Annotated in this window: 10 protein-coding genes and 1 tRNA gene; 6 read left to right on the top strand and 5 right to left on the bottom strand. The window is 45.5% G+C overall.

Annotation, left to right across the window (positions count from 1 at the left end; translation table 11 throughout):
• Positions 1–16: 16 nt before the first annotated feature.
• Positions 17–619, top strand: a complete 603-nt coding sequence (locus tag HA050_RS13350; protein ID WP_166827008.1) for a Maf family protein — start codon at positions 17–19, stop codon at positions 617–619.
• A gap of 187 nt (positions 620–806) precedes the next feature.
• On the opposite strand, the gene HA050_RS13345 is transcribed toward HA050_RS13350, so the two are convergent.
• A tRNA-Thr gene (locus HA050_RS13345) sits at positions 807–882 on the bottom strand.
• A 199-nt stretch (positions 883–1,081) separates the two neighbouring features.
• Between HA050_RS13345 and HA050_RS13340 the strand changes: the two genes are divergently transcribed.
• From HA050_RS13340 to HA050_RS13320, 5 genes are all read left to right on the top strand, one after another.
• Entirely contained in the window at positions 1,082–1,492 is a 411-nt protein-coding gene (locus HA050_RS13340) for a pilin (protein WP_115228523.1), read from the top strand.
• A 107-nt stretch (positions 1,493–1,599) separates the two neighbouring features.
• Positions 1,600–2,010, top strand: a complete 411-nt coding sequence (locus HA050_RS13335; protein ID WP_166827003.1) for a pilin — start codon at positions 1,600–1,602, stop codon at positions 2,008–2,010.
• Positions 2,011–2,177: 167 nt separating this feature from the next.
• Positions 2,178–3,698 (top strand): tetratricopeptide repeat protein, encoded by a 1,521-nt coding sequence (locus HA050_RS13330; protein WP_166827000.1) that lies wholly within the window; start codon positions 2,178–2,180, stop codon positions 3,696–3,698.
• Positions 3,699–3,837: 139 nt separating this feature from the next.
• The gene (locus HA050_RS22385) at positions 3,838–4,254 is read left to right on the top strand and encodes a pilin (RefSeq protein ID WP_166826997.1); all 417 of its coding nucleotides are present in this window, start codon (positions 3,838–3,840) and stop codon (positions 4,252–4,254) included.
• 80 nt (positions 4,255–4,334) lie between these two features.
• Positions 4,335–6,065, top strand: a complete 1,731-nt coding sequence (locus HA050_RS13320) for a PglL family O-oligosaccharyltransferase (protein ID WP_166826994.1) — start codon at positions 4,335–4,337, stop codon at positions 6,063–6,065.
• Positions 6,066–6,123: 58 nt separating this feature from the next.
• On the opposite strand, the gene cysN is transcribed toward HA050_RS13320, so the two are convergent.
• From cysN to HA050_RS13300, 4 genes are all read right to left on the bottom strand, one after another.
• Positions 6,124–7,560: a sulfate adenylyltransferase subunit CysN gene (gene cysN, locus HA050_RS13315; protein WP_166826991.1), complete on the bottom strand. Its 1,437-nt coding sequence runs from the start codon at positions 7,558–7,560 to the stop codon at positions 6,124–6,126.
• 134 nt (positions 7,561–7,694) lie between these two features.
• Positions 7,695–8,612: a sulfate adenylyltransferase subunit CysD gene (cysD, locus tag HA050_RS13310; protein WP_166826989.1), complete on the bottom strand. Its 918-nt coding sequence runs from the start codon at positions 8,610–8,612 to the stop codon at positions 7,695–7,697.
• A gap of 149 nt (positions 8,613–8,761) precedes the next feature.
• Positions 8,762–9,505, bottom strand: a complete 744-nt coding sequence (locus tag HA050_RS13305) for a copper homeostasis protein CutC (protein ID WP_166826986.1) — start codon at positions 9,503–9,505, stop codon at positions 8,762–8,764.
• Positions 9,506–9,677: 172 nt separating this feature from the next.
• Positions 9,678–11,684, bottom strand: coding sequence for a dynamin family protein (locus HA050_RS13300; protein ID WP_166826984.1), 2,007 nt, complete (start codon positions 11,682–11,684; stop codon positions 9,678–9,680).
• Positions 11,685–11,691 lie beyond the last annotated feature (7 nt).

The raw sequence follows: 11,691 nt of genomic DNA, 5'->3' as shown, positions 1-11,691 counted from the left end.
CCTGATATAAAAAACCATGCCAACGACCCAACTCTATCTTGCTTCAGGCAGCCCGCGCCGCCAGGAGCTGCTGGCGCAAATTGGCGTTCAGTTTGAACGTATTTCTGCCCCCATAGACGAAACGCCTTTGGCCAATGAAAGTGCCAAAGATTATGTGCTGCGCTTAGCCAAAGCCAAGGCAGAAGCAGGCTGGCAAGTCATGCTTGCACAGGGTAAGCATCCCCTGCCCGTTTTAGCCGCAGATACCACCGTGGTGCTGGACGGGCAAATTCTGGGTAAGCCCCTGGATGCCAGCGACGCTGCGGCCATGCTGGAGCAGCTCTCCGGCCGCAGCCACGAAGTGCTGACCAGCCTGGGGCTACGCACCAATACCGGTACAGACGTTGTGCTGTCGGTCAGTACCGTAACCTTTATGCTGCTGAGTCCTGCCCAAATTGCTGCCTATGTAGCAAGTGGCGAGCCTATGGATAAGGCGGGCAGTTACGGTATACAAGGCACGGCGGGGTTGTTTATCTCTGATTTGCAAGGCAGCTTTAGTGGCGTAATGGGCCTGCCCCTGCACGACACCGCCACACTGCTTGCCCGCCATGGTTTGGGTTTACTTGCTGTTTCAGCATAAAAGACTTCAATTTTTGCCTGAAAAGTGGCTGGCTTTAAGCTTATTCACAATGTGCTTACAATATGACATTTGGAATAAATGATCTGCCTGATGTCAAATTTGGGCGCTACCTGACCATTTTCGTCACATTGCAGTTGGCCCCCGCAATAAAAAAAGCCCCAGTGGGGCTTTTTTTAATTTAACCAGATGGTGCCGTTGAGGTGAATCGAACACCCGACCTACTGATTACGAATCAGTTGCTCTGCCAACTGAGCTACAACGGCAGCTGCCCAGCAGGCAGTACTCAGCAAAGTATAAAGCACTCACCGTTGGTCTGCCGACAAATCCCGCCGTTAATCAGCTGACTCCTGAAACCTATGCCGTCAGGCACCTATATTGCATTGTCATACCCAAGCAAAGAACATATTTTGCATGTAAGTGCTCAGGGAAAAAAGCTTTTAAATCAAAGGTTAGGAGCAAGAAATGAAAAACATGCAAAAGGGTTTTACCCTGATCGAATTGATGATTGTTGTAGCCATTATCGGTATCCTGGCAGCAGTGGCGATCCCCTCTTATCAGGACTACACCAAGAAAGCGAAATTCTCTGAAGTGCTGAGTATTTCTGATTCGTATAAGCAAGCGGTAGCACTGTGCCATGCAGATTTAGGTACTTTTACCGGTTGTGATGCGGGTACTCAGGGTATTCCTGCTGCTCCTGCTGCTACAACCGGGCTTGCTGCTGGTGGCACTATTTCAGCAGGGGTTATTACATTTACGGGGACTACTGCTGCAGGTGGATATACTTCTGTTTTATCTCCTACTTTAAATGCAGCAGGATCTGCAATTACTTGGGCACAAACAGGTACTTGTTTGTCTGTTAAATACTGCCGCTAATAATATATTTGTAGATGAGCTGGTTTGATAATAACGGGCTCATCTATTTTTAAAAAATATTTAATTATTATTAATTTTTAATAACTAATATGTATTTGGAGCATGAAATGAAGGATATTCAACAAGGTTTTACCTTGATTGAATTAATGATTGTTGTGGCAATTATCGGAATTTTAGCTGCGGTGGCTATTCCGTCATATCAGGATTACACTAAAAAAGCCAAATTCTCCGAAGTGCTCAGCATTTCTGATTCATACAAGCAAGCTGTCGCATTGTGCCATGCTGATTTAGGCACATTTACAGGGTGTAATGCGGGCACACAGGGCATTCCTGCTGCACCTGCTGCTACAACAGGTCTCGCTGCTGGCGGTACGGTAGCAAATGGTGTTATTAATTTTACCGGAACCACAGCTGCGGGAGGATATACTTCTATTTTAAGTCCAACATTAAATGCCGCAGGCTCAGCAATTACCTGGGCTCAGTCTGGTACTTGTCTTAGTGTTAAATATTGCCGTTAATATTTATCTAAACCCCAGGTTTGCAATAAAGCAAGCTTGGGGTTTTTTATAAAATAAAGGGGATGGCATTGAGATATTATATTGCGAAGTATGTTTTTTTAATTCATGTATCTCTTATAGTGCTGATTCCATTTTTTTTGTACTTCATGTTTTTTAATAACCCTATTATGTTTGACGATAATTATTTTTTTAATGGTGCTGTTCATGATCAGCTGTTAAATAAATATTTTGATTTTTCTTTACGATGGCTGCCTTATGCAACATTTGAATGGACCCGCGTTGCTTTTGGAAATGATGTCATATGGCTTCATTTAGGAAACTCAATTATTCATGCCTGCAATGGTATCATGCTATACATTTTATTAAAGTATATTTTTAAAGAAGTAATAAAGAGTGAAGTCAAAGGTTTATCTTTAGAAAATACCGCGTTTTTTGCAAGTTTAATTTTTTCCCTGCACCCTGCTGCTGCTTATTCTGTAGCCTATTTATCACAAAGAAGTATGCTGATGGCTACTTTTTTTGCGATAGCCATGTTACTGCTGTTTATTAAAAGCATTGTTTTTGAAAATAAAATATTTTTATTCATTTCAACATTATTGTATGGCTTGTCTGTGCTTTGCAAAGAAAACGCTATCATGTTGCCGGGTATAGCATTTATTGCTGCAATTTTAGTAAAAAAAGATATTAAGCATATTTTGAAATTCAGCTGGCCATATTTTTTAATATGCACCTTTATTGCTGCGTATGTCTTTTATGCTAAAAAAAACGAAATAGACCTGTACGGCTCAGCATATGAATTAGGTGCTCCGGCGATGTTTTCCAGGCTGGCATTAATTGATCCTGATTTTAACGTAAAACTAGCCTATCCACTTTCAGTATTTACTCAGGCAGGTTTGTTTTATAAATATTTAATGATCTGGTTTTTACCTTCTTCGCGGTGGATGTCGATAGACATTTATGAAGTTTTTGCAACCAAATTTATATTGTTTCCTCAGTTGCCTGCTGCCATATTCTATGTTTTATTTCCATTTCCATTTATGTACTTATTGCAAAAAAGAGGTTTGCCGGGATTGTTAGGCTTTTCTTTCCTTTGCCCATGGATAATGTTTTTTACAGAATTTTCAACAATACGTATTCAGGAATCATTTGTTATTTATCGCAGCTATATTTGGCTTGTTTTTGTATCCTGCGCGTTGCCGTTTTTTTTACAAAAAATGAATGCTAAAAAATCAATTATATTGCTAAGTGCTATAGCCGTACTGATGTTGCCATTAACTTTGCAAAGGTTAGTCAGCTTTTCTCATCCATTATTATTATGGGACGATGCAGCCAGATTACTGGATGGAAAAGAAAACAGACCTGGGGTAGAGCGTATTTATCACAACAGAGGTTTGGCTTTTTTTAAAGAGAAACAATATCTTTCTGCACTGAATGATTTTAATAAGGCCTTAGAAATATGGCCAAAGTACAGCTTTGTTTACAATGACAGAGGAGCTGTTTATCTTGAAATGCAGGATTATCAAAAGGCGCTGGAAGACTTTAATCAGTCAATTTTATTAAAGCCTGATTACTTCAGGCCCTACTTGGGCCGTGCCCGTGTCTTTGAGCTTCAGGCAAAGCCAGAGCTAGCCAGAGAAAACTACATAAAAGCATGTACATTAGGCCTTACCTCTGCCTGTGGCCGATAATTAGTGCACTTATCGGAAAATAATTTGAGTTCACTTGTTTTATAAGCTGGCATGACTATTGCTTAGTACTTCCCCGTGAATGTTTTGGTTAAGAGAAACGCAGGGTTTCCTTCTGGAACATTATATGGGAGCGATAAATATGAAAAACATGCAAAAAGGTTTTACCCTGATCGAATTGATGATCGTAGTTGCGATCATTGGTATCTTGGCTGCGGTTGCGATTCCTTCGTACCAAAATTACACAGCAAAATCTAAATTTGCTGCTGCTTTAGCTGAGACAGCTTCACCAAAGACTGGTGTTGATGCTCGTATTGCTGACGGAACAGTGCCAACTGTTTCTGATATTGGTATTAAGCAAGGTACTGCAAACTGCACTACAAATGTTTTGAATGGTTTTTCATCTTCATCTGAAGGCGGTACCATCGTTTGTACTATTAATGGTGGCCCTAAGGCGGTAGCAGGTAAACTTATCACTCAAACACGTAGTTCCGATGGACAATGGTCTTGCTCTTCTACTGCGGATGCTGCAGCAAAATCAAAAGGTTGTGATGCTTAATTTTAGCCTCAAGCTCGTTTGAGGTTAGCTTAATAAAAAACGCACAAATGAATTTTGTGCGTTTTTTTTGAAAAGAAAAAATGAAAAAATATAATAGAATTATATTGTTTTTAGTTGCTTTATTGCCATTTGTATATTTATACCCCTATAGGCCATACGGAGCTTGGATAGCTGAAACAAGTGCACTTGTTTTAGTTTCAGTTATGTTTTTATTCAGTAATGAAGAAAAAAGTACTGATAGTTTTATTGGCCCTGTACAGATTACATTTTTGGGACTCATATTCTCTGCGTTTTTAAGTAAAATTGTCAATTCCCCATCTTATGACTCAATTTTAATTATATATGTGCTATATTTATTCATAGGGCTTTTTATAGCTCACTACATATATAATTTAAATGATAAAAATGAAGTTGTATATTTAATTGCAAAAGGTCTTTTTTGGGGAGGGGTTGTTCAGTTTATTTTTTGTATTTCTAAAATGTCAGGTTTTTTTGTCATTTACTCTCAGTGGATTAATGGGTTGCCTTTTTGGGTGCCACATTTTAATGTAAATAGAACACCAAACGGTTTCATGTTTCAGCGCAATCAATTTGCAGACTATTTGTTTATGAGTGGTGCAGCAGCTTGCTATTTATATGCCCAGACAGAAATAAAAAAAATAACGTTTATTGGCTCTATTATTGCTATTGGCTTGGCTATTTCTTTATCTATGTCCAGAACAGCTTTGTTATATATTGCGATGGGATTTGCCGTTGTCGCCCTATTGCACTTCAAAGGCGATGATACTAAAAAATTTAGTAAAGCTTTCTTATGGTTTTTAGCGTGTTGTATTGTATTTCAGGTACTTAGCCCATATTTGAATAAAATAATGGTTGAATACTTCCCTTTATTAACCGAGGGAAGTGGCTTAAAGCGCTTGGGTGCAGGTGTGAATGATACGCGCTGGCCGGAGTGGCAAAAAGCCTGGCACACCTTCCTTGCAAACCCCTGGTTTGGTACTGGGGTGGGTACTTATGCTGCGGCTAGTTATCAATTAGGCGCGCAGTTTCCTTATAAAGGCGGGGAGATTGTTTATCAGTTATTTGCACATTGCCATAATATCTTTTTACAACTGCTGGCAGAAACGGGCATATTAGGCGGGATCAGCCTGTTGTTTGGCACAATAGCTGTAGTATATGGAATTATAAAAAATAAGCTGGATATCCATGCGGCCTTTGTACTCATTGCACTGTCTACCATGTTTATTCATAGCCAGCTTGAATATCCGCTTTGGTATGCTTCTTTCTTTATCTTATTTACTATTTTGGCATCTACAGTAAAGCTGGATTTGTATAGTTACACATCAACAGCAAGGTCTGGGGTTAAATATATATTTCCAGTATTTATTCTTGTTGCAAGTATTTATGGCTTATATTCGGTTGTAAAGTTGATTGATTTGAATAACCGGTATGAAAGCGAAGCGTATTCCGAAGCTTTAGTAAATGAAAGTGTATCGCTAGGGGGGAATTTACTTGTTGAGGACATGGCTGATTTTTATACTTTAGCAATGCTTAGCTTAGATGATAGAAACTTGGACTATAAGCTTTATTTAAGCAGCAAAATTTTGAAATTCCGCCCTCATGCAGAAATGATATTCAGGCACGCTATTTTTATTAGCTATAAAAACAGGCCAGATGAAGGTGCGGCAATTGTGAAGAATATACTTGATCAATATCCGCAGTTTATTGGCTCATTTAGAGAGAGCTTTGCTTCTGTTCAGGATGACCCGCGTTTAGATAAAATAAAAACGGTATTGCAGCATAAGTATTAAAAAAATGGCCCGCTCAATGAGTGGGCCATTTTTATATTTTATAGGTATTTAAAAATCATTACCCCTTAAAAATCTCCCTCACATCCCGCGCTCCCCATTCCGGGAAGTGTTTGCGTACCAGTGTGTTCAGGTCCACTTCAAACGCCCGCCATTTGGCCAGTTCATCCTGCTCATTGCTGGCTGAATGGGCTGCGGCCTGTTCGATCATGCCTGCGCCGGCGGTGGCGTTGCTCAGGCGGTCGATCACGATAAAGCTGCCGGTGCCTTTGCAATCGCGGTAGCTATCAAACACCACGGGTGCATTCAGAATGACGCGGCAGAGGCCGATTTCGTTGAGTTTAAGCTCACTGGCTTCTACATGCTCCATGCTGTTTACGTCCACACGGTGGGCGATCTGGGCGATGCGGCCAAAGACATTTTTGCCTGCCAGTTTAAAGCTGTATTCTTTGCCAACGGTGAGCGGTGCTTCGTTCATCCATACGATGTGGGCATCAAGTGCCTGGCCGGTTTGCGGGGCTAGCTCGCTGGCTTTGACGATCATATCGCCACGGCTGATATCGATCTCGCGATCCAGCGTCAGGGTAATCGCCTGGCCGGTGAAGGCGGTGTCTAATTCGCCCTCATAGGTGACAATTGCTTTGACTTTGGCGGCCTTGCCGGAGGGCAGGGCGATGATTTCGTCGCCGGGGGAAACTCGGCCAGCGGCGATGGTGCCGCAAAAGCCACGGAAATCGAGGTTAGGGCGGTTTACGTATTGCACCGGCAGGCGGAAGGCTTCTAGGCGGCTGTCGCGGTTGATCTGCACGGCTTCCAGATGCTGCATAAAGGTCAGGCCGGTGTACCAGGGGGATTGTTCGCTCGGAGTCACCACATTATCGCCGCGCAGGGCGGAGATCGGCACAAACTGAATGTCGGCAATATTTAAGGATTTAGCCAGCTCCAGGTATTGGGCGCGGATTTCATTAAAACGCTCTTCGCTGAATTCAACCAGGTCCATTTTATTGATGGCGATAATCACGTGTTTAATGCCCAGCAGGCTGACGATATAGCTGTGGCGGCGGGTCTGGGTTTGCACGCCATAACGCGCGTCGATCAGGATGACGGCCAGATCACAGGTGGAGGCACCGGTTGCCATATTGCGGGTGTATTGCTCGTGGCCGGGGCAATCAGCAATGATAAATTTGCGTTTTTCAGTGCTGAAGTAGCGGTATGCCACGTCGATGGTAATGCCTTGCTCACGCTCGGCTTGCAGGCCATCCACCAGCAGGGCCAGATCGATTTCCTGATCGGTGGTGTTAAACTTTTTGCTGTCTTTTTGAATAGCGGCCAGCTGGTCTTCAAAAATCAGTTTTGAATCGTGCAGCAGGCGGCCGATCAGGGTGGATTTACCGTCGTCCACATTGCCACAGGTAATAAAGCGCAGCAGGTCTTTGTTTTCATGCTGCTTTAAATAGCCTTCGATATCGCTGGCGATCAGATCAGATTGGTGTGACATGTTTATATTCCGAGAGTATGGATTATTAAGGGAGTGAGGGCGGGGAGGACGCTTGGGAGTCGGGAGAGGGGAGTCGGGAGTAAAACCTTCCCATCCTGCGCCTACTCTCAACCCCCCATTCCCGACTCTCCGCCTTAGAAATACCCTTCCATTTTTTTCTTTTCCATCGAGCCGGATGAATCGTGGTCGATCATGCGGCCCTGGCGCTCGCTGGTGGTGGTGAGCAGCATTTCCTGGATGATTTCCGGCAGCGTTTGCGCGGTGGATTCCACCGCGCCGGTGAGCGGGTAACAGCCCAGCGTTCTGAAACGCACCGATTTCATTTGCGGCACTTCACCTGCTTCTAAAGGCATACGGTCGTCATCGACCATGATCAGGGTGCCATTACGCTCTACTACCGGGCGAACGTCGGCGTAATAGAGCGGCACAATATCGATGTTTTCCAGGTAGATATATTGCCAGATATCCAGCTCTGTCCAGTTAGACAATGGGAATACTCGGATGCTTTCGCCCTGGTCGATTTTGGAGTTATAGATATTCCACAGCTCCGGGCGTTGTACTTTGGGGTCCCAGCGATGGTTTTTATCGCGGAATGAATACACGCGCTCTTTGGCGCGGGATTTTTCTTCATCGCGGCGGGCACCACCAAAAGCGGCATCAAATTTATATTTATTCAGCGCCTGCTTCAGGCCTTCGGTTTTCATCACGTCGGTATGCTTGGCCGAGCCGGAGCTAAATGGATTGATACCCGCTTTTACACCTTCTTCGTTAACGTGAACAATCAGATCAAAGCCGCACTTTGCCGCCATTTTATCGCGAAATGTAATCATTTCGCCGAATTTCCATGTGGTATCCACATGCATCAGCGGAAATGGCATCTTGCCTGGGGCAAAGGCTTTGAGTGCCAGATGCAGCATTACAGCAGAATCTTTGCCGATGGAATAAAGCATGACCGGGTTATCAAATTCTGCGGCTACTTCTCGAATAATATGGATGGACTCTGCTTCGAGTTGCTTAAGGTGAGTCAGCCTTGCTTCACTGAGGGTAGTCATACTTTATCCGGGCAAAGAGATTGTTTCAAAATGCGGGTGATTTTCTGTGAGCTTTGCTCTGCAAGGCCGTGGGCCGCAGCAAAGCCAATGCTATAACCTGACGAATTTACCGAAGTTGGGCTGCTAAACGAAGGATTTAATCGTTATATCTATATGGTGGCCCTGGCAATGATTTCTTTTACCAGCCCGGCATTGGTTTCTACTAAGGCGTATTCGTCCTGGCCGGGGATGCCCATATGTACATTCGGGTTGCAATAGCGCATTTTGCTGGCAAAGGGCAGGCGGGCCGAGGTGTGGAATTCTTTGCAGCCGGTAGCGGCAACTAATTCAGCAATATTATTACTGCGCACGCCTGCACCGGGCATAACGATTAAGCGATCACCAGCGGCGGTTTGCAGCGCTTTGAGCATGGTCGCGCCCTCTGAGGCCGTAGCGGCCTGGCCGCTGCTCAGCAGGCGGTTACAGCCGGTGGCAATCACGTCTTCCAGCGCTTTTAGCGGGTTTTGCGCCACATCGAAAGCGCGGTGGAAGGTGACTTGCATGGGGCTGGCCAGCTCAACCAGGGCTTTGCAGCGCGGTACATCGATATAGCCATTAGCTGTGAGTATGCCGATGACTACGCCATCTGCCCCCAGCTTTTTGCAGGCGATAATATCTCGCTGCATGACTTCGTATTCCAGTTCTGTGTATAAAAAATCGCCGCCACGCGGGCGGATAATGACATTCAGGCCAATCCACAGCCGCTCTCTGGCAACGGCGATTTGTCCGTAAGATGGCGTGGTGCCACCTTCAAGCAGATTGTCGCAAAACTCAACCCGATGTGCTCCGCCTTCCTGGGCAGCGAGGCATGAGGTGACCGATCCGGCACAGATTTCCAGCAAAATATCAGACATATCAGCTTCCAAAAGAGAACGCCGCCTGTGAAAGGCGGCGTTAATAGACAGATTCTGTAAGACACGGTGAAGCTTGAAAGGTTCGGGTGAAGGCATAAAGCACGAAGGCGGGAAACGTTGTATGGATCCTGCCTGTCGGGCTTTTTCACCTGAAGACACCCTTTATGCGTATTTACGCTGCTTTTGCCGCAAAAATATCTGCATTTAGCGCGGCATAAATATTGCGTAAACGTCCGTCCATATCGGCCAGCTGGGTGCCGAGCTGCCTGTCCATTTCTTCCAGCTCTTCGATACGGCCTTCCAGTGTGTCGGTGGCCTTATGGATGCGCTTGATGCTTTCCAGGCGGCGGCGTAATTGCAGCTGATGCTCGCGTACCTGTGTTTCCATCGGAGCCATCACCGCTTTCAGCCAGTTTTCAACATCGCGGTTGGCTACTTCAAATACATAAAGCACACGGCTGGCGATGGTTTCAAAAAACTTGTGCGACAGCTTGCCCTTGCTGGTGGTCAGCAGAGTGCTGATGGTGTTGAAATGCTCGCGGAAGGATTTTTCCAGCCGTGAAATTTCTTTATGGTATTTCAAAGTAGAGAAGGGCGGAGGCGTGACATTGCCAAGGCCGTGTTCTTCACTAAACTTTTTATACATTGCCGCCATCATGGCCTGGATTTCAGCTACCTGTACGGCAGACTGGCTGATGTTGCCATTCACGTCTTTAAAAAACTGATCCATGATGGCGCGCAGGCCGCCTTCACCAAAGGAAAACATACTGTGTTCCATTTGATTGCGTACGGCTTCAATATTGCTTTTCAGCGCATCAATGCCCAGCAAGGATAATAATTGATTGGTTTGCTGGCTAAAAATGCTGCGCAGGGCCTGAAAGCGTACTAAGCCTTGTTCAAATTTGCGCTTGTCGGCGTGGACTTTGTCCATCATTTGCCCGACCACATCCTGATTTTTACCGCGCAAGGTGGATAGCTCGTTCAGCTGCTCCAGCACGCCACTGCGGCGAACGCTAAGGATTGAGCGCATGCTTTTAACGATGTCTTCTACTTCGGTAATGGTGCTGTCGCGCACGATATCCTGCTTGGAAGGAAGCAGCTCGTTAGACAACGCTTCTTCAAGGGCAGTGAGGCGCGAGCGGGCGAGCAAATCGACGTCCTGATTTACTTTTGCCACCAGCGCTTTTTGTGCCGAAATAGGATAAACATGGCCAACAGGCACGCCCAGCAGCTCGGCCGTTGTACTGATCTGGTGCTCGATTTCCGCTTCGATTTGCTCCGGGGTTTTTAATTCGTCCCACATACTGTCAATTTTATTAAGCACAGCCAGGCGGCCACGATTGCCGCCTTTGGCAATGTGGGAGCGCCAGATATCAATATCCGAGCGGGTTACACCCGTATCTGCCGCCAGAATAAACAGAATAGCGTGTGCATTAGGCAGCAGATTAAGCGTCAGCTCAGGTTCTGTACCAATCGCATTCAGGCCCGGCGTGTCTAAAATGACCAGGCCTTGTTTAAGCAGCGGATGCGGGAAGTTGATCACTGCATGGCGCCAGCATGGAATCTCAATAGTGCCCTGGGCGTCCACTGCAATCAGCTGATCCGGGTCTTCTGCATTATAAAGCCCATAGCTGGCTGCCTCTGCCACCGGGGCACGGCGTGTGAGGCCAACATGGCGAAACGACTCAAACATGGCGTCAGAATCATTGATATCCAGAGGAATGGTTTTCCATTCTTCCGGATAGCGGCGGTATTCGCTGGTGGTGACATTCTGAGCGCGGGTTTCAATGGGTAATAGCTGAATCGATGGCTCACGTGATGCATCGTAAAGCAGCTCGGTAGGGCACATGGTGGTGCGGCCTGCTGACGAAGGCAGGATGCGCTTGCCATAATGAGCAAAGAAAATCGCATTGATGAGCTCTGATTTCCCGCGGGAAAACTCCGCTACAAACGCAATATTCAGTTTGTCTTCACGCAGTTTTTCGATCAGCTGGGAAATACGTAAATTACTTTGTGCATCTTCTAAATCCTGCTCGGTTAACCAGCGTGCAAGCTGGCTGATCGCCTGCGTGAGTTCGGCACGCCAAGTGCTGTACGCCTGGAAATCCCCGACTAAGCGATCGCTGCCACTTGGGTCATTTACTGCCAAATCGTTTTGATGCAGATAATCGGTGCTCATTGCCATC

The sequence above is a fragment of the Iodobacter violaceini genome (assembly GCF_011601265.1).
Lineage (GTDB): Bacteria > Pseudomonadota > Gammaproteobacteria > Burkholderiales > Chitinibacteraceae > Iodobacter > Iodobacter violaceini.
The sequence above is the reverse complement of the archived record's forward strand: the minus strand, read 5'-3'. Positions and strand labels throughout refer to the sequence as shown.

Excerpts from the sequence above, each read along its gene's own strand:
- HA050_RS13350 (WP_166827008.1), top strand. The coding sequence starts at position 17 with ATGCCAACGACCCAACTCTATCTTGCTTCAGGCAGCCCGCGCCGCCAG.
- HA050_RS13340 (WP_115228523.1), top strand. The coding sequence starts at position 1,082 with ATGAAAAACATGCAAAAGGGTTTTACCCTGATCGAATTGATGATTGTT.
- HA050_RS13335 (WP_166827003.1), top strand. The coding sequence starts at position 1,600 with ATGAAGGATATTCAACAAGGTTTTACCTTGATTGAATTAATGATTGTT.
- HA050_RS13330 (WP_166827000.1), top strand. The coding sequence starts at position 2,178 with ATGTTTGACGATAATTATTTTTTTAATGGTGCTGTTCATGATCAGCTG.
- HA050_RS22385 (WP_166826997.1), top strand. The coding sequence starts at position 3,838 with ATGAAAAACATGCAAAAAGGTTTTACCCTGATCGAATTGATGATCGTA.
- HA050_RS13320 (WP_166826994.1), top strand. The coding sequence starts at position 4,335 with ATGAAAAAATATAATAGAATTATATTGTTTTTAGTTGCTTTATTGCCA.
- cysN (WP_166826991.1), bottom strand. The coding sequence starts at position 7,560 with ATGTCACACCAATCTGATCTGATCGCCAGCGATATCGAAGGCTATTTA.
- cysD (WP_166826989.1), bottom strand. The coding sequence starts at position 8,612 with ATGACTACCCTCAGTGAAGCAAGGCTGACTCACCTTAAGCAACTCGAA.
- HA050_RS13305 (WP_166826986.1), bottom strand. The coding sequence starts at position 9,505 with ATGTCTGATATTTTGCTGGAAATCTGTGCCGGATCGGTCACCTCATGC.
- HA050_RS13300 (WP_166826984.1), bottom strand. The coding sequence starts at position 11,684 with ATGAGCACCGATTATCTGCATCAAAACGATTTGGCAGTAAATGACCCA.